This window comes from Ancylobacter sonchi (genome assembly GCF_018390695.1).
In the GTDB taxonomy this organism is placed as follows: Bacteria; Pseudomonadota; Alphaproteobacteria; order Rhizobiales; family Xanthobacteraceae; genus Ancylobacter; species Ancylobacter sonchi.
Window position 1 is genome coordinate 44,170 of the sequence record NZ_JAHBGF010000026.1, and the last position, 21,479, is coordinate 65,648.

The 21,479-nt window shown below is 71.2% G+C and carries 15 protein-coding genes; 2 read left to right on the forward strand and 13 right to left on the reverse strand.

Annotation, left to right across the window (positions count from 1 at the left end):
* Nucleotides 1–12: 12 nt before the first annotated feature.
* Nucleotides 13–1,773 (reverse strand): acetolactate synthase 3 large subunit, encoded by a 1,761-nt coding sequence (locus KHC28_RS14720; protein WP_214009119.1) that lies wholly within the window; start codon nt 1,771–1,773, stop codon nt 13–15.
* A gap of 344 nt (nt 1,774–2,117) precedes the next feature.
* Between KHC28_RS14720 and dapB the strand changes: the two genes are divergently transcribed.
* Together dapB and KHC28_RS14730 are read left to right on the forward strand one after the other, a co-directional pair.
* The gene (gene dapB, locus KHC28_RS14725) at nt 2,118–2,933 is read left to right on the forward strand and encodes a 4-hydroxy-tetrahydrodipicolinate reductase (protein ID WP_214009120.1); all 816 of its coding nucleotides are present in this window, start codon (nt 2,118–2,120) and stop codon (nt 2,931–2,933) included.
* A 46-nt stretch (nt 2,934–2,979) separates the two neighbouring features.
* Complete coding sequence (locus tag KHC28_RS14730) at nt 2,980–3,603, forward strand: 2,3-bisphosphoglycerate-dependent phosphoglycerate mutase (protein WP_214009121.1); 624 nt, start codon at nt 2,980–2,982, stop codon at nt 3,601–3,603.
* 84 nt (nt 3,604–3,687) lie between these two features.
* Here the strand turns inward: KHC28_RS14730 and trxA are convergent, their stop codons facing one another.
* The 12 genes from trxA to ubiE form a co-directional block, all read right to left on the reverse strand.
* A complete protein-coding gene (trxA, locus tag KHC28_RS14735; RefSeq protein WP_214009122.1) occupies nt 3,688–4,008 on the reverse strand; it encodes a thioredoxin in 321 nt (106 codons plus the stop codon).
* Nucleotides 4,009–4,092: 84 nt separating this feature from the next.
* Complete coding sequence (gene addA, locus KHC28_RS14740; RefSeq protein WP_214009123.1) at nt 4,093–7,488, reverse strand: double-strand break repair helicase AddA; 3,396 nt, start codon at nt 7,486–7,488, stop codon at nt 4,093–4,095.
* Complete coding sequence (addB, locus tag KHC28_RS14745; protein ID WP_214009124.1) at nt 7,485–10,586, reverse strand: double-strand break repair protein AddB; 3,102 nt, start codon at nt 10,584–10,586, stop codon at nt 7,485–7,487. Before addB ends, addA begins: the two co-directional genes overlap by 4 nt.
* A 61-nt stretch (nt 10,587–10,647) precedes the next feature.
* Nucleotides 10,648–11,367: a nucleotidyltransferase family protein gene (locus KHC28_RS14750; protein ID WP_214009125.1), complete on the reverse strand. Its 720-nt coding sequence runs from the start codon at nt 11,365–11,367 to the stop codon at nt 10,648–10,650.
* Nucleotides 11,364–12,986, reverse strand: a complete 1,623-nt coding sequence (tsaE, locus tag KHC28_RS14755) for a tRNA (adenosine(37)-N6)-threonylcarbamoyltransferase complex ATPase subunit type 1 TsaE (protein WP_214009126.1) — start codon at nt 12,984–12,986, stop codon at nt 11,364–11,366. The genes KHC28_RS14750 and tsaE overlap by 4 nt, the downstream gene beginning before the upstream one ends.
* Before the next feature lie 13 nt (nt 12,987–12,999).
* Entirely contained in the window at nt 13,000–15,540 is a 2,541-nt protein-coding gene (locus tag KHC28_RS14760; RefSeq protein WP_214009127.1) for a sensor histidine kinase, read from the reverse strand.
* Nucleotides 15,541–15,673: 133 nt separating this feature from the next.
* A complete protein-coding gene (gene cysK, locus KHC28_RS14765; RefSeq protein WP_214009128.1) occupies nt 15,674–16,678 on the reverse strand; it encodes a cysteine synthase A in 1,005 nt (334 codons plus the stop codon).
* Nucleotides 16,679–16,799: 121 nt separating this feature from the next.
* Nucleotides 16,800–17,243, reverse strand: coding sequence for an RrF2 family transcriptional regulator (locus KHC28_RS14770; RefSeq protein ID WP_214009129.1), 444 nt, complete (start codon nt 17,241–17,243; stop codon nt 16,800–16,802).
* A 10-nt stretch (nt 17,244–17,253) separates the two neighbouring features.
* Nucleotides 17,254–17,727: a dUTP diphosphatase gene (gene dut / locus KHC28_RS14775; protein WP_376772701.1), complete on the reverse strand. Its 474-nt coding sequence runs from the start codon at nt 17,725–17,727 to the stop codon at nt 17,254–17,256.
* A gap of 2 nt (nt 17,728–17,729) precedes the next feature.
* Entirely contained in the window at nt 17,730–18,953 is a 1,224-nt protein-coding gene (gene coaBC / locus KHC28_RS14780) for a bifunctional phosphopantothenoylcysteine decarboxylase/phosphopantothenate--cysteine ligase CoaBC (RefSeq protein WP_214009130.1), read from the reverse strand.
* Between the two features lie 45 nt (nt 18,954–18,998).
* Entirely contained in the window at nt 18,999–20,546 is a 1,548-nt protein-coding gene (gene ubiB / locus KHC28_RS14785) for a 2-polyprenylphenol 6-hydroxylase (RefSeq protein ID WP_214009221.1), read from the reverse strand.
* Nucleotides 20,547–20,574: 28 nt separating this feature from the next.
* Nucleotides 20,575–21,405 carry a bifunctional demethylmenaquinone methyltransferase/2-methoxy-6-polyprenyl-1,4-benzoquinol methylase UbiE gene (gene ubiE, locus KHC28_RS14790; RefSeq protein ID WP_214009131.1) on the reverse strand — a complete coding sequence of 277 codons (831 nt, stop codon included), beginning with the start codon at nt 21,403–21,405 and terminating at the stop codon, nt 20,575–20,577.
* Between the last annotated feature and the right edge of the window lie 74 nt (nt 21,406–21,479).

The following is a 21,479-nucleotide window of genomic DNA, read 5'->3' on the forward strand; positions in this document are numbered from 1 at the left end:
CGGCTGGCGTCATCACACCATGATCTTGCCTTCCTCGGAGATCGCCTCGTCCAGCCCCTCGGGATGGTCCGGCAGGATCATCTCGTTATGCGGCTTGCCCGAGGGGATCATCGGCAGGCAGTTCTCCTTCTGGTCGACGATGCAGTCGAACAGCACCGGCCGGTCGGCCTTGAGCATCTCCTGGATCGCCGCGTCGAGATCGCCCGGCCGGGAGCAGCGAATGCCGACGCCACCATAGGCCTCGGCCAGCTTCACGAAGTCCGGCAGCGATTCCGAGTAGCTGTGGGAGTAGCGCCCACCATGCAGCAGGTCCTGCCACTGGCGCACCATGCCCATATACTCGTTGTTCAAGACGAAGATCTTGACCGGCAGGTTGAACTGCAGCGCGGTCGAGAGCTCCTGCAGGCACATCTGGATCGACGCCTCGCCGGCGATGTCGATGACGAGGCTTTCCGGGTGTGCCACCTGCGCGCCGATGGCGGCCGGCAGGCCGTAGCCCATGGTGCCGAGGCCGCCGGAGGTCATCCAGCGGTTCGGCTCCTCGAAGTGGAAGTGCTGCGCCGCCCACATCTGGTGCTGGCCGACCTCGGTGGTGATGTAGACGTCCTTGTCCTTCACCGCGTGGTAGAGCCGCTCGATGGCGTATTGCGGCTTGATGACGTCCGGCGACTTCGCATAGGACAGCGACTTGCGGGCGCGCCAGCGGTCGATCTCGCCCCACCAGGAGGCGATGGCGCGGCGATCCGGCTCGGCCTTCATCCCCCGCCACGTGGTGAGCATGTCCTCGAGCACATGCTTGACGTCGCCGATGATCGGGATGTCGACCTTGACGTTCTTGTTGATCGAGGACGGGTCGATGTCGATGTGGATCTTCTTCGAGCCCGGCGAGAAGGCGTCGAGGCGGCCGGTGATGCGGTCGTCGAAGCGCGCGCCGACGCACAGCATGACGTCGCAGTCATGCATCGCCATGTTGGCCTCGTAGGTGCCGTGCATGCCGAGCATGCCGAGCCACTGCTTGTCGGAGGCCGGATAGGCGCCGAGACCCATCAGCGTCGAGGTCACCGGATAGCCGGACAGCCGGGCGAACTCGCGCAGCAGCCGCGAGGCCTCCGGGCCGGAATTGATGACGCCGCCGCCGGTGTAGAAGATCGGCTTCTTGGCCTTGGCCAGCAGCTCGACGGCGGCGCGGATCTTCTCGTCGTCGCCCCTCAGCTTCGGCTGGTAGGTCTTGTGCTGGATGTTCTCCGGGCCGACGTAAATCCCCTTGGCGAACTGCACGTCCTTCGGGATGTCGACGACCACCGGGCCGGGACGGCCGTTCTGCGCGACATAGAACGCTTCGTGCAGCACGCGGGCGAGGTCGTTGACGTCGCGGACGAGGTAGTTGTGCTTGGTGCAGGGCCGGGTGATGCCGACCGTGTCGCATTCCTGGAAGGCGTCCGAGCCGATGAGGTGCGTCGGCACCTGGCCGGTGATGCAGACGACCGGAATCGAGTCGAGCAGCGCATCGGTGAGGCCGGTCACCGCATTGGTGGCGCCGGGACCGGAGGTGACGAGCACCACGCCGGCCTTGCCGGAGGAGCGGGCATAGCCTTCCGCCATGTGCACCGCTCCCTGCTCGTGGCGCACGAGGACGTGCTTCACCTGGTTCTGGTGGAACATCGCGTCGTAGATCGGCAGCACCGCGCCGCCGGGATAGCCGAACATATGTTCGACGCCCTGATCGATCAGGGCCTGCATCACCATTTCGGCGCCGGTCATCTCGCGCATCATGGTCGTTACCTCGTTCCTGCGTCTGGCTTCGTCCCGGCGAAGCTTGTGAACTTCACGTTGCCCGGAAAATCAAAAGGCCCCGTCAGGGGCCCATTTTACGCGCGTCACCGTTGGGCGAAGCTGCCGTCAGGCAGCCTTCGCGGCGACGCGCCGTCCTACGATAAGGATAATATTGTTGCGCATGTCGGCGCCGCTCCTTCGTAAAGTTGCGCGACCTCTACAGCCGCCCGGCGCGCCCGTCAAGCGACAACGCCATTTTGCCGAGAATGACGCGCGAACAAGCACTTTTCGTGACGATGTCCGGCAGCTATACCGCAGGGCACAATGTGTAAGGAGTGGCTCATATGTCGCAGATGCGGCTCGTCATCGTCGGCGCCGGCGGGCGCATGGGCCGCGCACTGATCAAGGCGGTGAGCGAGGCTCCCGACCTTGCGCTCGCCGGGGCCATCGAGCCTCCGGGCAGCGACAATCTCGGCCGCGATGCCGGCGAGCTCGCCGGCCTGCCGAGGCTCGGCGTCGAGGTGACCGACGACGCGCTGCCGGTCTTCGCCAAGGCAGAGGGCGTGATCGACTTCACCGTGCCGGCGGCCAGCGTCGCCTATGCCGCCCTGGCGGCGCAGGCCCGCATCGCGCATGTCATCGGCACCACGGGCTTCACGCCCGAGGACGAGGCGAAGATCGAGGCGGCCGCCCGTCACGCCACCATCGTCAAGTCCGGCAATATGAGCCTAGGCGTCAACTTGCTGTCGGCGCTGGTGAAGCGGGTGGCCCGCACGCTGAACGAGGATTTCGACATCGAGATCGTCGAGATGCACCACAACCGCAAGATCGACGCCCCCTCGGGCACCGCGCTGCTGCTCGGCAACGCCGCCGCCGAGGGGCGCGGCATCGAGCTCGGGACGCAGGGCGTGTTCACCCGCCACGGCCATACCGGCGCCCGCCGGGCCGGCGACATCGGCTTCGCCACGCTGCGCGGCGGCACGGTGGTCGGCGAGCACAACGTGATCTTCGCCGGACCGAGCGAGCGCATCGAGCTCGGCCACAAGGCGGAGGACCGCGGCATCTTCGCGCGCGGCGCGCTCGCCGCCGCCCGCTGGGCGCGCGGGCGCAAGCCCGGCCTCTATTCCATGCGCGACGTGCTCGACCTCACCGATTTCTAAGGCCCGCCTTCCGTCCCACATCGCCCTCACCCGGAGAAAACGCCCGATGTCCGAACGCCTTCTCGTGCTCGTCCGCCACGGCCAGAGCGAGTGGAACCTGAAGAACCTGTTCACCGGCTGGCGCGACCCGGACCTCACGGCGCTCGGCGTCGAGGAGGCCAAGAAGGCCGGCCAGCGGCTGAAGGCGGAAGGCTACCAGTTCGACCTCGCCTTCACCTCGGTGCTGTCCCGCGCGCAGAAGACGCTCGACCTCGCGCTCACCGAGCTCGGCCAGACCGGCCTGCCGGCCACCCACGACCTCGCGCTGAACGAGCGCGACTATGGCGACCTCTCCGGCCTCAACAAGGACGATGCCCGCGCCAAATGGGGCGAGGAGCAGGTGCACGTCTGGCGCCGCTCCTACGACGTGCCCCCGCCCGGCGGCGAGAGCCTGAAGGACACGGTAGCGCGCACCCTGCCCTATTACGTGACGCAGATCCTGCCCAAGGTGCTGCAGGGCAACCGGGTGCTGGTCGCCGCCCACGGCAATTCGCTGCGAGCGCTGATCATGGTGCTGGAGAACCACACGCCGGAGAGCATCATGAAGCGCGAGCTCGCCACCGGCGCGCCGGTGATCTACCGGCTGAAGGCGGACTCCACCGTCGAGAGCAAGATCGACCTCGCCGGCTGATCGCCGCCCGAGAGACCACCGGCCAAAACAAAACCCCGGAGCGGTGGACCGCTCCGGGGTTTTTCGTCTCCGGGACCGGCGCGATCAGATCGAGCTGTTGATCCACTGCACCAGCTTCGCCTTGGGGGCGGCGCCGACCTGGCGGGCGGCGAGCTGGCCGTCCTTGAACAGCAGCAGCGTCGGGATCGACATGATGCCGTACTTGGACGCGACGGCGGGATTCTCGTCGACGTTGAGCTTCACGATCTTCAGCTTGCCGCCCATCTCGCCGGCGACTTCGTCGAGAACCGGGGCGACCATGCGGCAGGGACCGCACCACTCAGCCCAGAAATCGACCAGAACCGGCTCGGAGGACTTGATCACGTCGGACTCAAACGACTGGTCCGACACCTTTTCGACGCCCATGGCGTACCCTTTCCGCGAATCCCCGCAAGGGGAATGAAGTTGCAGCAAAGGTAGGTATCCCCCCCCACCCGCGTCAAGGCGCCGTCACTCCGACGTGAGGCCCCCGCCTTCCGTCCACAGCCGCGCCTCGGCGAGCGCCCAGACGCGCGGGCCGGCGGTGTAGACGAGCAGCGGCTCGATCCGCCGTCCGGGATAGAGCCGCGCCAGCAGCCCGGCATAGGCGGCGATCTGGTCGACATGGGCGCGAGGCAGGGCGGCAAGCGAACCCGGCACCCGGCGGTCGGTCTTGAAATCGGCGACCAGCACCCGCTCCGGCAGCACCACCAGCCGGTCGATGCGCCCGCTCACCAGCGTGCCGTCGGCAAGGGTGCCGGCGATGTCCACTTCGGCGCGCCCCTCTGGAGCGAACAGCGCCGCCAGCTCCGGCATGGCCAACGTCGCCAGCGCCTCGGCGAGCAGGGTCTCGCCGTCACCAGCATCGGCAATCGCCAGCAGGCGAAGTCCCGCGCTCGCACGCTGCTCCGCCGGCAACGGCGCCAGCGCGGCGAAAAGGCGATGCAGTAGCGCGCCGCGCGCGACGTTCTCCCGCTGCTCCGGCGTGGCGATCGGCGAGGCCTGCGACGGCCGCAGCCGTGACCGCGCCGCCTCCGTCGCCGCCGGCAAGGCGAGGCGGCGGGCCAATGCGGCCTCGGCCGCCGCATCGTCCGGCGGCGCCACCGCGACCGCGGCAGCTGCCCGCTCCGGCTCGGGCGCCGCGCGCCAGCGCAACACCATACCCTCGAAGCCGACCGCCGGCACCGGCACGGCCTGCGCCTCCAAGGCGCCGCGCACCACGTCGTACCAGCAATCGGCGGGACGCCGGCGCTTGCCGTCGGCGCCGCACAGCACCAGCGCGCTCTCGGCGCGGGTGAGCGCGACATAGAGCAGCCGGCGATATTCATCCATCAGCCCGGCTTCGGCCTGCTGGCGCAGCAGCCCCATGGCCGGCGTATCCTCCCCCTTGCGCGGGGCGACCAGGAAGGCGCGCCCGCCATCACCCCGCCGCCCGACCAGCAGGCCACCGCGCGGGCTCTTCTGCGGCCCGGAAGTGGTGTCGGCGAGCAGCACATAGGGCGCCTCCAGCCCCTTGGCGCCGTGCACGGTCATCACCCGCACCTGGTCGCGCCCGGCCTCCATGTCGCGCTTGGCCTGCGCCTGCCCGCCGCGCAGGAAGGCGAGGAAGCCGGCGAGCGAAGGCGCCTCGGCCCCCTCATAGGCGCGAGCGATGGCCAGCATCTCGTCGAGCGCGTCGGCCGCCTCCGGCCCGAGCCGCGCCAGCATCAGCGCCCGGCCGCGCTCGCGCCCGAGCACACGGGCGTAGAAATCGAAGGGGCGCAGGCTCGCCGCCTCTGGCCTGAGGCGATCGAGCCGCTCCACCGCCGCCCGCCAATGAGGCTTCTCCTCGGCGCGGCGGGCCAGTTCGTCGATCAGCCGCGCCGCGCGGTCGGGCAGCAGCGCGATGAGGTCGTCATCGTCGAAGCCGAATAGCGGGCTCTTCAGCGCACTGGCGAGCGACAACTCGTCGTCCGGCGACAGCAGGGCCTCACCGAGCGCCACCAGGTCCATCACCGCGATATGCTCGGCGACGACCAGCCGGTCGGCGCCGGCCACCGCGACGCCGGCCTGCTTCAGGGCGCGGATCACCGCCTCGAACAGCGCGCCGCGCCGGCGCACCAGCACCAGGAAATCGCCGGCGCGCGCCGAGCGGGGACCGCCGCGATCCTCCACCGGCGCCCCGTTCGAGATCAGCGCCGCGATGTGGGCGGCAATCTTGTCGGCGAGCCGGCTCACCGGGTCGTCATGGCGCGGCGCGTCGAGCGGGCGCTGCCAGGCGTCCACCTCCACCGCCTCGCCCGGCGCCTCCGGCTCCCAGATCTCGACGCGGGCCGGCAGCTGGGCGTGGATCGGCACATGCACGGTGCGCTCGGCCACCGCCGTGAGGCCGCGATAGGCCTCTGCGCGCGAGAACACCTCGTCCACCGCCGCGAGGATGCCCGGCGCCGAGCGGAAGGAGTGCTGCAGCTTCACATGCGCGAAGGCGCCTTCCGGCGCATGGCGGGCGAATTCGGCGCGCATGGCGTCGAAACGGCTGGGATCGGCGCCCTGGAAGGAGAAGATCGACTGCTTCTCGTCGCCGACCACGAACAGAGTGCGCGGCGCGTCCGGCGCCTCCTCCCGCGCGCCCTCGCCGGCGAAGAACTCCATCACCAGCGGCTGGATCACCTCCCATTGCTCCGGGCTGGTGTCCTGCGCCTCGTCGAGCAGCACATGGTCGATGCCGCGGTCGAGCTTGTAGTGCACCCAGGCCGAGGCGCCGGAGCCGAGCAGCCGCCGCGCCGCGGTGACGAGGTCGGCGAAGTCCAGCATGCCGCGCGCGGCCTTCTCCGCCTCATAGAGCGCGCGGGCGGCGCGGCCGAGTTCCAGCGCCGCGAGGCTCTTCTCCACCGCGCGGGCGGCGGCGAGGCGCGGGCCGAGCCGCGCGATGCGGTCGCGTTCGGCGGTGAGCGCCGGGAAGGCCGCGCGCACCTCCGCCTTGCCGAGATAGGCGTCGGCATAGGCGCCGCCATCGTCCTTCAGGAATACCTGCGCGTAGCGGTCGGCGGCCTCGTCGTCCGGCGCCTGCGCGGCATGGAGCAGCGCGGCGCCGCGTTTCGCCGCGTGGCCGCCGGCGGCGAGAAGCGCCTCGCCCATGCCCTGCCAGGCGCCGCGCGGGATCAGCGCGTCCTCGACGATGCGGCGGGCGATCGCCGCGCTCGGCTCGACCGGGTCGAGCCCGGCGAGGCGGGCGAGATCGGCCGCGCCGGCCTCCAAGGCGTCGGGCGCGTCGAGCAGCGCAGCAAGCAGCTCGTCGAGGCCGGAATCGGCGAGCTCGCCGATGATCAATGCGAAGGCCCGGCCGAGCTCGGTATCCGGCCCGCCGGCCGCCTGCTGCACGATGCGCGCCCGCACCAGAGCGAGCAATTCCAGCCGCTGCGCATCCTCCAGCGAGCGGAAGCCGGCCGGGACACCGGCCTCGAAGGGGAAGGCACGCAGCAGATGGCCACAGAAGGCGTGGATGGTCTGGATCTTCAGCCCGCCCGGCGTTTCCAGCGCCAGCGCGAACAGCGAGCGGGCGCGCGCCCGCAGTGGCGCCGGATCGCCGCCATCGGTGGCGACGATCGCCCTGTCGAGCGCGCCATCCTCCATCACCGCCCAGTCGCGCAGGATCGACAGCACCCGGTTCGCCATGTTGGCGGCGGCGGCCTTGGTGTAGGTGAGGCAGAGGATGCGGCCCGGCGGCACGCCGCGCAGCAGCAGGCGGATCACCCGCCGCGCCAGCACATGCGTCTTGCCGGCGCCGGCATTGGCCGATACCCACACCGACAGCCCGGGATCGGAGGCCTGCGTCTGCAACGCCGTGGCGGCACCGAGCGCGGCGGAGGCAACCGGTGGCGCGCTCATTCGCCCTCCTCCTCGCCCACCGACCATTCGCGCACCCGCGCCAGATGATCATAGGGGCCGGACCGGCCGCGAAACTGCGTGCGACGCAGCGCGACATAGGGCTGGGCGGGGTTCTCGAAGGCGCGCACTAGCGTCGTCACCCGCTCCAGCGCGTCCTCAGCCAGTCCGAGGGCGGTCGCGTCCTTGTCGACGGCGGAAATCTCCTTCAGCTCGGCGGTACCGAGCTTCACATAGACGAGTTCCACCGCCTCCTCGCCCGGCACGCCGGCAAAGCCGCCGCGCGCGGCGATCGCGGCCTCCAGCGGCAGCTGCGGCGAGTAGTTGGCGCGGGTCTGCTTCGCCGTCGGCACCGCCCCGGTCTTGAAGTCGAGAATGGCGAGGCCACCGCCGCGGCGCTGCTCGATGCGGTCGGCATAGGCGTTGAGCCGGAACGGCCCGCGCGTGCCCTCGATCAGGAGATGCCCGCCGGTCTCGGCGATCACCCGGCCAAGCCCGGCGCGGCGGCCGCGCTCCCAGGCGAGATAGAGCGGGACCAGCTTCTCGAACCGCGCCCACCACAGCGCGTGCTCGGCCGGGAAGGCCGCGAGCGGCGCGAACGCCTCCCGGCCGAAGCCGGCGAGCCGCGACGCCGCATCCGCCGGCAGCGCCTCGGGACAGGCCTTGGCGAACTCGCCCAGCGCCTCATGGATCGCCGTGCCGCGCTCGCCGGCGCCGGGCGGGGCATCGAGCGGATCGAGCGGCCGCAGCCCAAGCACATGGCGGGCGTAGATCGCATAGGGATCGCGCAGGAAGGTTTCGATCTCGGTGACGCTGAGCCGGGTCGGGCGCAGCGCGGCCGGCGGGGTCGGCGCCGGCCGCCGGATGCGCTCCTTCGCCGGCTCGACATCGAGCGCGCCGGCCACCCGACGCCAGCGGTCGCCGCGCGCGCGCGCGGCGTTCCAGGCCGCGCGCCCGCTCACCGCCGCCAGTCGCTGGAGGAAGCGCGAGGGCACGGTCGGGGCGCCGCCGAGCTTGCGTGGATAGCTCAGCACCAGCTCCGGCGCGCCGCAGGCCTGCGCGAAATCATGCGCGGCGAGGCCGATGCGCCGCTCCGGCACGTCGAGGCCGAGCGCGGCGCGCATCGGCCGGCTCAGCCACGGATCCGGCCGCATCATGGCCGGCCAGACATCCTCGACCAGGCTGGCCAGCACCACCCGGTCGACATCGACGAGACGAGCCTCCAGCGGGCCATAGATGCGCAGCCGCGCCCCGGCGTCGAGCGGCGGACGCACCGGCGTGTCGGCGAGTAGATGCGGCAGCGCCGCCGCATAGTCGGCAAGGCTCATCGCCGGGGCGAGCGGCGCGCCGGCGGCGAGCTCGTCGAAAGCGGTCGCCAGCGCGGTCTCGTCGGACGCGATCTCCGCCGGGGCGTCGCCCTCCCCGGCCAGCACCGCCGCCACCGCCGTGCGATGGGCGGCGACGAGATCGGCGAAGGCGTGCAGGCCCGCCCCGAGGCCGGCGAGCGGCGTCAGTGCCTCGCCGATCCGCCGGGCGAGATCGGCCGCCCGCTCGCGCTGGTCGTCGGTGACGCCGCGACGCGGATCGTCGCGATGCCAGTCCGCCGGCCGGAAGGCAGCGACCGCCGCGGTGAGCCCCTCGGCGCCGGGCGCGGGGCGCGGGCCGCGCAGCACCGTCAGTTCCAGCGCGTCGGTGGCCCGGCCGAGCGGGGCGTGGTCGAGCCCGAAACGCGACGAGGCATGCCGCAGCAGCGCGGCGAGCGGCAGCGGCGCCAGCCGTTCCGCCGCCGCATCGGCGACCAGCCGCGACAGGCGGCCGGCCCCGCTTTCCGACAGCGGCTCGCCGGCGGAATCGTCGATGGCGATGCCGAAGCGCAGCAGCTCGGCGGCGACGCGGCGGGCGAGGTCGCGGTCCGGGGTGATCAGCGCCGCCGTGCGGCTCTCCTCTTCCAGCGCCTCGCGCAGCACCAGCGCGATGGCGAGCGCCTCCTCGCGCGCGTCGTCCGCCTCGATCAGCGTCACCTCGGCGAGCGCCGCCGTGCGCGCCGCCTCCGGCAGGCGCTCGGCGAGGCGAGCCCAGCCCGGCGTCGCCTCGGCCGGCAGCAGCGCTTCCGACAGGAGGGTGTCGCGGCGGTGCGCGGCCGGTTCGGCGAGCTTAACTACCTCCGCGCGACGCACATGCATGCCGCCGAGCAGCCGCGCCAGACCATATTGCGGGTGGCTCGGCGCCGGGCTGGGCTCCTGCGTCAGCGACCGCCAGTCGACCTCCGCCATGTGCAGGTCGAGGCCGGGTAGCACCAGCGCCCCACGCGGCAGCCGGGCGACGGCGTCGAGCAGCCGCGCGGTCGCCGGCATCGAACCGGTGGAACCGGCGGCAATCACCGGCGGTGCCGCCTCGCCAAGCCCCGCCAGCCGGGCCGCCTCGGCATCGATCAGCCGGTCACGGCGCACCGCGGCATCGACCTCCTCGCCCCGCAGGTTCGGCCACACCTCGCGGGCGATCTTGAGGAAGTCGAGCGCCATGTCCCAATAGCGGTCGTGCTCGCCGGGCACGAGATCGTCGAGCCGCGACCACGGCACCTGCTGCGCGCCCATCTCGTCGATCAGCCCGGCCAGCGCGTCGGCCAGCGCGAGGCCGGCACCGGGACCCGCAGCCACCGCGCTGCGCCCGTCCCCGTCGCGGAGCGCCGCCCGCCATTTGCCGACCAGGCTGGCCAGCGCCAGCCGCCGCGTGGTCGGGGCGACCGCTTTGGGCGGGCCGGCGCTCTCCTCCGAGAAGATCAGCGCGTCCTCGTCGACGTCGCCGACCGGGACGATCTTCGGCAGCAGCGTGGTGCCGCCCATGCGCCGGCGCAGCTCCTCGGCGAAGAGGCGGCCGGCGCGGCGGGTCGGCAGGTAGATGGTGGCGGAGGCCAGTGCCAGCGGATCGCCCAGCGGCGCGAAGCCGGGCACCAGCCCGCCGCCGAGCAGCGCCTCGGCCAGCACCGGCAGGAACGGCGCGGAAGAGGGAATGGTGAAGACGCGCGGCGACGGGCGCACCGACCCGGCGCGGCCCTCACCTACCGTCTCCGCGAATTCGAACGACGTCTGCGACGCGGGCATGCTCCGGCCTGTCGAATCGTGCCTCGGCTGAGTGTAGAGGATGCGCCGGGCAAACGCCCGGCTACTCGGTCGACAGGCTGATGGCCTGCTCCGCCTCGCTGATCGCTTCCGGCGTGCCGACATGCATCCACACGCCCTCGAGGCGCAGACCGAACAGCCGGCCGGCTTCTGCGGCGCGGGCGAACAGCTTCACCAGCGAGAACGGTCCCTCCGGCGCGCCGGCGAACAGCCCCGGCGACAGCACCGCCGCCCCGGCATAGACGAAGGGCGCCACGAGGCGCTCGCCGCGCAAGGTGAGCCGGCCGTCGCCATCCATGGAGAAATCGCCGCGCCCGTCATAGCCGACCGAGCCGGTCGAGGCGGCGAGCAGCAGGAGCGCATCCATCTTCTCGGGATCGAAATCGGCGATCAGGCTCGGCAGATTGGGGCGGATGCCCTCGATCCAGATGGTGTCGGAATTGATCGAGACGAACGGCCCGTCGCCGAGCAGCGGCAGCGCCTTGACGATGCCGCCGCCGGTGTCGAGCAATTGGCCGCGCTCGTCGGAGAACACCACCTGCGGCCGGGTGCGGCCGGCGAGGTGCCCTTCCAGCAGGTCGGCGAAATAGTGGAGATTGACCACCGCCGTCCCGATGCCGGCATCGGCCAGCCGGTCGAGCACGTGATCGACCAGCGGCTTGCCGGCGACGTCCACCATCGGCTTCGGCCGGTCGTCGGTGAGCGGGCGCATGCGGGTGCCGAGACCGGCGGCGAGCACCATGGCGTTACGGATCGGGCTCATGTCGTCTGCGGCTGCTCGGAAGGTTGGGCGACGGGTTGGCCGGCAGGCTGGCCCGGCGCGGGAACGTGCCGGTCGAACCACGCCTTCAGCGGCGCCAGCTCGGTGAAGGCGAGCCCGCGCTGGAGATAGCTCCATATCCGCGGGATGTGGCGAAGGTATTGCGGCTTGCCGTCGCGCTTGTCGAGCCGGGCGAAGATGCCGAGAATCTTGGTCGCCCGCTGCGCGCCCATCACCGCATAGGAGGCGGCGAAGGCGCGGATATCGAAATCCTCCTCCACCCGCCGGTCGCGGATGTAGCGGCCGAGCAGCTGCAGCTCCAGCTCCTCCGACACGTCGACGCGGGCATCCTGCGCCAGCGAGACGAGATCATAGGCCGGCGGCCCCATCACCGCGTCCTGGAAATCGATCAGCCCGACGCGGGCCAGTCCCTGCCGCTCGGGCAGCCAGATCAGGTTCGGCGAATGATAGTCGCGCAGCACCCAGGTCGGCTTCTGCGCCAGCGACGAGGCCAGCGCCGCCGTCCACAGGCCGCGGAACTCGGCGCGCAGCGCGTCGCTCACCTTGGCGCCGCCGCGATGGGGGATATACCAGTCGAGCAGCAGCTCGACCTCGATCAGCAGCGCCGGCAGGTCGTAAGCCGGCAATGCATGGTCGTGGTCGGGCGACACCGTCAGCGTCGAGGGCAGTTCCATGCCGTGCAGCGCGGCGAGCACGTCGGTCGCCGCCTCGTAGCGCTCGGCGACCGGCGCCGGCGGAATCCCCGCCACCACGCCGGCATCGCCGAGATCCTCGATGACCAGAAGGCCGCTGGCGAGATCGGCGGCATAGATGGTCGGCGCCGAGAAGCCGCGCGCCGAAAGGCCGCGCGCCATGGCGACGAAGGGCTTCACGTCCTCGGCGAGATGGGCGATCTGGCTGTAGGGCTTACCGCCCTGCACCGGCGGACCGTCCGGCCGGCGCGGCGCGTTCATCAGGACGGCGCCGCGCGCCTTGCCGACCAGCCGCTCATAGGAGCGGCTGGAGGCATCGCCCTGCAGATGCTTGCGGCGGGCAGGACCGAAGCCGGCGAGATCGATCAGCGAGCGGATCGACTTCATGCGGCGCAGCGCGTCGGCGACCCGGCCATAGGCCATCAGCCGGACGCGGCGGGTGGTATCGCCCGCCTCCGGCGCCATGGCGATGTGCACGTCGAGCCGGTTCGGCACCGCCAATACCGCGGGCGCCTGCTCCGGCCACTCGACCAGCGCGATGGCACCGTCGGCCATTTCGTCCCAGCCGATCTCCTCGAGCTCGGACGGGTCGCCCAGCCGGTAGAAATCGGCATGCACCACGCGGTGGCGCGGCAGGTCGTAGGTCTGCACGAGATTGAAGGTGGGGCTCGGCACTTCGAGGTCGAGATCGTCGGCGAGCGCGCGGATCAGCGCCCGCGCCAGCGTCGACTTGCCCGCGCCCAGATCGCCTTCAAGGGCGACGAGATCGCCCGGCACCAGCGCGAAGGCGAGGTCCATGGCGAGCCGGCCGGTCGCGTGCTCGTCCGGCAGCACCACGCTCCAATGCACGGGAGTCCCGGCAGCTTGCGTTCCCACGGCCTGACCCACTCCGATCTGCCCCTCCTTCATCGCCCTTTCCGTCCTATTCCGCCGCCACCTGCGCCGTGCCGCTGTCGAGCGGGAAGCGGCAGGTGACCAGCGTGCCGCCGCCCGGCGCCGGGCCGATCTGGATCGAGCCGCCATGCAGGGCGATCAGCGAGCGGACGATGGACAGGCCGAGCCCGACCCCGCGATGGCGCGAGCCGGAGGTGTGGCTCTCGAAGCGGTCGAACAGCCGGGCGCCGATCTCCGGCGGGATGCCCGGCCCCTGGTCGCGCACCTGGAAGATCACCTCGCCGCCGCGCCGATCGGCCGACAGCCGCACCGTCGAGCCGGCCGGCGCGAACCCGACCGCGTTGGACAACAGATTATACAGCACCTGCCGCACCCGCTTGGCATCGGCGCGGAAGCTGCCGGCACTCGCCGGCGCCTCGATGGCAAGGGTGAGGCTGCCCTCGACCAGCCGGTCGCGCACGCCCTCGGCGGCGGCCTCCATCGCCGCGCGCACATCGACCTCGGCGAGGTCGAGCGTCATCGCCCCGGCGTCGATGGTGGCGAGGTCGAGAATGTCGTTGATGATGGCGAGCAGCGCCGCGCTGCTCTCGGTGATGTGGTTCACATAGGCGCGCTGGCGGTCGTTGAGCGGCCCGATGCCGGTGTCGTCCAGCAGCTGCGCGAAGCCGATGATGGTGGTCAGCGGCGAGCGCAGCTCATAGGAGACATGGCTGACGAAGGTGCTCTTGAGGTGGTCGGCGGCAACCAGCGCATCGTTGCGGTCGACCAGCGCCCGCTCGACATGCACGCTGTCGGTGACGTCGCGCAGCGTCACCAGCGTGCCGCCATCCGGCAGCGGCTGGGTCGAGCCGTCGAGGATCAGGCCGTCGGCCCGCTCCATGCGGAAGGCGGCGGGAATCCGCGCTTCGATGCCGGTGACTGTCGCGCGCAGCCGCCCCCATGCCGCCTCATCGGCAAAGAGCCCACGGCAGGCGTCGACCACCGCGTCGATATGCGGCCGGCCGGCGAGCTGCCCGGCCTCCAGCCGCCACATGTGGCGGAAGGCGCTGTTGGAAAGGCCGAGACGCCCGTCGCTGCCGAACACCGCCACCGCCTCGGCGAGCGCGTCGAGCGTCTCGCTCTGGATGCGGGTGAGCGCGTTGAAGCGGCTTTCCAGAGCGAGGCGTTCGGTCACCTCGTCGAACAGATAGGTGACACCGCCCTCGGGATTGGGCGCGGTGACCACGCGCAGCGTGCGCCCGCCCGGCAGGTGCCACCAATGCTCACGCGGCTCTATGCTGCGATAGGCCTCGTGCAATTCGGCGCGCCAGGCACGGAAATCCGCCTGCTCCGGCAGGCGGCGCGCGGCGCGCAGCCGGTCCAGCACCGCGACGTCGCTCGGCCGGTCGTCGAGGAAGGCAGGCGCGAGGTCGAACAGCGTCGCATAGGCGGCATTGTGGAAGATCAGCCGCTGGTCCTCGCCGAAAATGGCGACGGCGGTAGACAGCTGGTCGAGGGTGCGCCGATGCGCGCCCAGCGCGTGGGCGAGCTCGGCGCGCAGCCGCTCCTCCTCGGTGGCGTCGAGGGCGATGCCGGCGGTGCCATCGGCCACCGAGCTCTCCCGGACGTCGACGAGGCGACGGCTGCCGGCCATCACCACCGGCAGCCGGGCTCGGAAGGCGCCGGCCTCGGCGAGCGCGACCAGCGCCTGCCGCCGGCCGGCGGCGTCGAGCAGAGCGAGGTCGCGGCCGAGCGCGTCCTTGAGGTCGCGCGCCTCGACGGCATGCACATAGGCGGCATTGGCATAGGCGAGCCGCCCCCCGCCATCGGCGAGCCAGGTGGGGGCGGGAATGGCGTCGACGAGATTGCGCAGCGCCCGGGTCTGGTTTTCCAGCAGCGCGTGTGCCTCGGCGAGCCGGGCATGGTCGCGCCGCACCCCGGTGATGTCGCGCAGCCGCAGCACCACGGCCGAGCCGACCGGCCGGCCGTCGGCCTCGACATAGCGCCCGTCCTGGCTGACCAGCGAGAGGGCGAGCGGCGTGCCGCGGGCCCGCAACAGGTCCACCGCCGCGTCGATCTCGCGCGCCGAGGGAGCGGAGAGCCAGCTGCCGAAGGCGAGGATCCGCCCCGGCGCGGCGACCCCGGTAAAGGCCGGCGTGTTGCCGATGATTTCGGGATCGCCGGTGGGATCGCGCCAGACCACGACGATCTGCGGCTCGGCCATCAGCAGCGCGCGGCCTTCCTCGATCTGCGCTTCCAGCCGCGAAATCTCGGCGAAGGCATGCTCCTCGCGCGCGCGGGCGGCGCGGCGGAAGCGCACATGCACGATGGCGGTGGTAGTGGCGAAAGCGAGCAGGCCGAGCGCCAGAGACAGGCCGACCAGCGTGCCCGGATCGAGCGCGGCGATGCTGCGCGCCGCGCCGCCCAGAACGTCCGCGGCACGGGCCGGCGCCGTGCCGACCATGGACGCGACCAGCGCAGTGGTGCGGAGCAGGCCGAGCCGTCTACGGGAGCGAATACCGGCGGCGGCGCGCCCCGTGAAGGTCCGCGCCCATCCGTCTGCACCGCCGTTGCCGGCCGGTTGCGCCATCCGCGCCCGTCCCCCTTGTCCCGCCGCTCAGCCCCGTATCGGTTCGGCGTGGATCAGACCACGCCGAACATGCCGAATCAGTGCGACTGTAGCGAAGCCGGACTCGCTCTGGAATGGCCGAGGAGAGGACGGTTCACAGCCCTTCGAACAGGGCGGTGGAAAGGTAGCGTTCCGCGAAGGACGGGATGATGACCACGATGGTCTTTCCCGCCATGTCCGGCCGGGCGCCGATCTCCAGCGCCGCCGCGATCGCCGCGCCGGAGGAGATGCCGACCGGGATGCCGTCCAGCCGCGCCACCGCACGCGCGGTCTCGAAGGCGGTCTGGTTGCCGACCGTCACCACCTCGTCGATCACCGAGCGGTCGAGCACTTCGGGAATGAAGCCGGCGCCGATGCCCTGGATCTTGTGCGGACCGGGCTGGCCGCCGGACAACACCGGAGAATCCTCCGGCTCCACCGCCACCATGCGCAGGCTCGGCTTGCGGGGCTTCAGCACCTGGCCGATGCCGGTGATGGTGCCGCCGGTGCCGACACCCGACACCACCACGTCCACCGCGCCATCGGTGTCGTTCCAGATTTCCTCGGCGGTGTAGCGCCGGTGCGCCTCCGGATTGGCCGGATTGCGGAACTGCTGCGGGATGATGGCGTCCGGCAGGTCCTTCACCAGTTCCTCGGCCTTGGCCACCGCGCCGCGCATGCCCTGCGCCGCCGGGGTCAGCACCAGTTCGGCGCCGAGCAGGGCCAGCATCTTGCGCCGCTCCACCGACATCGATTCCGGCATCACCAGCATCAGCTTGTAGCCATGCGACGCCGCCACGAAGGCGAGCGCGATGCCGGTATTGCCGGAGGTCGGCTCCACCAGCACGGTGCCGGGCTTCAGCACGCCGGCCTCTTCCATCGCCTCGATCATCGAAAGGCCGATGCGGTCCTTGACGCTGGCGAGCGGGTTGAAGAATTCGAGCTTGGCGAGGATGCGCGCCTTCACGCCCCGCTGCGCCGGCAGGCGACGCAGCTCGACCAGCGGCGTGTCGCCGACCGTCTCGGTGATCGAGGAATAGACGCGGCCGCGGCCGGGCTTCGCGGCGGAAGAACCGGCGACGGCCGGCGGGTTGGCGGGAGCGAGGGCGGGCTCGGCCATGGATGCCTCCGATAGGACGTGGTCGCATAGAGCGTGGTCGCGGCGGATGCCTTGTCCGCCAGCGTTACCCGAGGCCTAGCATATTCACGTAATACTGTCGAGAAAGTGAAATATCACGAAACTAAATCGTGAAATCTATGCCTTCCGGCATCGAGCGGCGGTCTTCCTTCTGTGCCGAGCTGCGACACAGATCCTCGACCGTCACCGCGTCCAGCGCCGCCTCGAAGGTGCGCTCGGCTTCGCCGACCGCCGGCTGGATGACATCGCGCACGATGGTGGGCAGGCTGTCGAGCGCGTCGCCGGCCTCGGCCTCCACCACCCGCACGATCTCGGCGACGGTGATGCGCCGCCGCTCGCGCGCGAGTTCATAGCCGCCGCGCGGACCGCGTACGCCCTTCAGCACCCCCGCATGCACCAGCGACTGCAGCACCGGCTCCAGATGGCGCGGCGGCAATTCGTGGCGCGCTGCCAGCGCCTTGGCCGCCACCGGCGTGCCCCGCGCATAGAGGGCGACGTCGACAACGGCGGCGATGGCCAGCAGGCTTTTATCGGACAGACGCGGCATGGCTCATTGGCTAGCGCGATATTTGCCCGGCGTCGAGCCCCGTGGAGCCAAATCCACCATTCCCTCGCGTTGTTTTTTCTAAATCACGAGATTCTTCGAGAGTCACGCGCGCGACCGGGGCGACGACCATCTGGGCGATGCGCATGCCGCGCTCGATGGTGAACGGCTCCGCCCCGAGATTGACCAGCAGCACCTTCACCTCGCCGCGATAATCCGAATCGACGGTGCCGGGCGCGTTGAGCACGGTCACGCCGTTCTTCAGCGCCAGGCCGGAGCGCGGGCGCACCTGCGCCTCGTGCCCCACCGGCAAGGCAAGGCAGAGGCCGGTCGGCACCGCGGCACGGGCCAGCGGGGCGAGCACCAGCGGCTCACCGGCCGGCACGGCGGCGATGAGATCCAGCCCGGCGGCGCCTTCGGTCGCATAGCTCGGCAGCGGAAGGCCCTCGCCATGCGGCAGGCGCTGGACGGGAACGGCAAGACTCACGATCAGTTCTCCTGCGGGGCCAGCGCCTCGGCGATGCGGGCGATCAGGCGGTGGCCGACCTCCGCCTTGGACGCGGCTGGCCAGTGTTCGACACCGGCGGCGCTGACGAGATGCACCTCGTTGCGGTCGCCACCCATCACGCCGCCGGCAATGCCGCTCTCCTGCGACACATCGTTGGCGACGATCCAGTCGCAGCCCTTGCGGGCGAGCTTGGCCGTGGCGTGCTCGATGACGTTCTGCGTCTCCGCCGCGAAGCCGATGACCAGACGCGGACGCCCGGCGCCGCGCCGGGCGATGCCGGCGAGGATGTCGGGATTCTCCGTCAGCATCAGCGGCGGGATGGCGTTGCCGTCCTTCTTCAGCTTTTGCCCGGCCTGGCTCGCCACCCGCCAGTCGGCCACCGCGGCGGCGAAGATCGCCGCATCGGCAGGAAGCGCGGCTTCCACCGCTGCCAGCATTTCGCGCGCGGTCTCGACGCGTCGCACCGCGACGCCCGCCGGGTCCGGCAGGTTCACCGGCCCGCAGACCAGCGTCACCCGTGCCCCGGCGGCAGCGGCGGCGGCGGCAATGGCATGGCCCTGCTTGCCGGAGGAGCGATTGGCGATGTAGCGCACCGGATCGATCGGCTCATGCGTCGGCCCGGAGGTAACGAGCACATGCCGCCCGGCCAGCGCGCTACCGGCCGCCAGCAGGGCTTCGGCAGCGGCGGCGATCTCCGTCGGCTCGGCCATGCGGCCGATGCCTTCCTCGCCGCGCTCCGCCATCGCCCCCGCCTTCGGACCGACGAAGGCGACGCCGTCGCCGGTCAGCACCGCGACGTTGCGGGCGGTCGCCGGATGCGTCCACATGGCCGGGTTCATCGCTGGGGCGACGAGCACCGGCACCCGCGCAGCCAACAGCACCGCACCGGCGAGGTCGTCGGCAATGCCGGCGACCATCCTGGCCATGCGGTCGGCGGTGGCCGGCGCGACGATGACGAGATCGGCCTCGCGGGCGAGGCGGATATGGCCGATATCCTGCTCGGCGGCGCGGTCGAACAGCTCGGTGAACACCGGCTCGTGCGACAGCGCCCCGGCGGCGAGCGGGGTGACGAATTTCTGCGCCGCCTCGGTCATCACGACGCGCACCCGCGCGCCGCGCTCCTTCAGCCGGCGGATGAGATCGAGGCTCTTATAGGCGGCGATGCCACCGCCGATGATGAGAAGGACCGTCTTGCCTGCGAGCATGCGCTTCACCGTTTCCCGGCGGCAGTCGTAACAGAGCCGGGCGCCTCAGAAAATCAGATGCGCCGCCAACAGCGCGACGATCACCCACAGCGCCCAGGTAAGCCCGCGATTGCCGCGCCCTTCCGCCCGGCCGATCGCCTCCACGGTCTCCGGCGCCAGCGCGAGCCCGTCGCGCGTCGCGCGGTCGAGCTGGCTGGCGATGCGCTGGCCCTGGGCGATCAGGTCCGGCAGCGCCTGCAGCCCGCGCCCTACCGCCTGAAGGCCATGCGCCGCCTCCTCCAGCTTGCCGGCCGGGCCGAGATTGCGCTCGATCCATGTGCGCACCACCGGCTCGGCGGTCCGCCACATGTTGAGCTGCGGATCGAGGGTGCGCGCCACCCCCTCCACCACCACCATGGTCTTCTGGAGCAGCAGCAGTTCGGGCCGCGTCTTCATGTCGAACAGCGCGGTGACCTCGAACAGCAGGGTCAGCAGCTTCGCCATGGAGATCTCGCTGGCGCTGCGCGAATGGATCGGCTCGCCGATGGCGCGGATCGCCTGCGCGAAATCCTCCACCGAATGATGCATCGGCACATAGCCGGCCTCGAAATGCACCTCGGCGGTGCGGATCCAGTTGCGGGTGATGAAGCCGTAGAGGATCTCGGCGAGGAAACGCCGCTCCTTCACCCCGAGTCGGCCCATGATGCCGCAATCCACCGCCACCAGCCGGCCCTCGGCATCGATGAACAGGTTGCCGGGATGCATGTCGGCATGGAAGAAGCCGTCGCGCAGCGCGTGGCGCAGGAAGGACTGCATCAGGATGCGCCCGAGCTCCGGCAGGTCGTGGCCGGCAGCGCGCAGCGCCTCCATGTCGTTCAGCTTGATGCCGTCGATCCACTCGGTGGTCAGCACCTCCCGCCCGGTGCGGTCCCAGTCGACCGCCGGCACGCGGAAATCGGTCTCGGCCTCGGTATTCTGCGCCAGCTCGGAGAGCGCGGCGGCCTCGAGCCGCAGGTCCATCTCCATCGCCACCGAACGGGCGAGCGTATCGACGATGGCGACGAGGCGCAGCCGCTGGCCTTCGGGCGAGGCCTTCTCGCCGATCCGCGCCGCCCGGTAGAAGGAGGAGAGGTCGGCGCGGAAGCGCGCCTGCACGTCCGGCCGCAGCACCTTCACCGCGACCCGGCGCGACGCGCCTTCGGCCTCGCGCGTGTCGCCCTGGTGCACCTGCGCGATGGAGGCGGCGGCGATGGGCGGCCCCAGCGTCGTGTAGAGCGCCGCGACCGGACGGTCGAGGGTGCGGGCGATCGCCGCCTCCGCCACCGCCTGCGGGAAGGCCGGCATGCGGTCCTGCAGCACTTCGAGGTCGCGCGCCATCTCCGGCCCGACCACGTCCGGCCGCGTCGCCAGGAACTGGCCGAGCTTCACATAGGAAGGCCCGAGCCGCGACAGCGCGGCGCCGAGCGCGGCGGCACTGGAACGGCCGTCGCGGCGCTCGATCAGCCGGGCAAGGCGGAACAGCGGCTCGGTGCCGGGCGGCAATATGTCGGGATCGACGCGGGCAAGCACGCCCTCGCGCGCCATCACATAACCGGCGCGGGCGAGCCGCAGCATGTCTCCGAAGAAAGTGGCCACGGCGCGCTCAGATCCGCGCGCCGCTGTGCAGGCAGACGATGCCGCCCGTCAGCGGGGTCCAGCCGACGCGCTTCAGCCCGGCCTCGCGCATCATCTGCGCGAACAGCTCCGGCGCCGGGAAGCGGCGGATCGATTCGACGAGATACTGGTAGGACTCGGAATCGCCGGTCACCAGGCGCCCCATGGGCGGGATCGCCTTGAAGGAATAGGTATCGTAGATGGCGTCGAGCCCGGGCACGTCGACGCGGGAGAACTCCAGCACGAAGCAATGCCCGCCCGGCTTCAGCACCCGGCGCATCTCGGACAGCGCCTTGTCCATGCGCGGCACGTTGCGGATGCCGAAGGCAATGGAGGTGGCGTCGAACGACTTGTCCGGGAAGGGCAGTTCCTCGGCATTGGCCTCGACGAACTCGACCTTGTCCGCGTGCCCGAGGCTGGCGGCGCGCTCGCGGCCGACGCCGAGCATGCCGCCATTGATGTCGGCCACCACCGCGCGCGTGCCGGCGCCGCCGGCCTCCACGGTGCGGAACGACACGTCGCCGGTACCGCCGGCGACATCCAGAAGGCGGAACGGCCGGTCGTTCTTCGGCGGGCGGATGCGCGAGACCAGGAGATCCTTCCAGACCCGGTGCAGACCCATGGACATCAGGTCGTTCATCACGTCGTAGCGGCGGGCGACGGAATGGAACACCTCGTCAACCATGCGCTGCTTGTCGCCAAGCGGCACGGTGCGGAAACCGAAATGGGTGTCGGCGCCGGAATCGGTACGGCCAGCGCCCGGCACCGGCTCGGCGGCGTCCTGCGGAATCCCGTCCTGCGCGCTGCTGCCTGCCGTCATCCTGCCCTCGCGATTCCGTCCGGCTCGAACCCTGTGCGACCCGGAACGCGGCGGGACCATAAACGAGCCGTTCC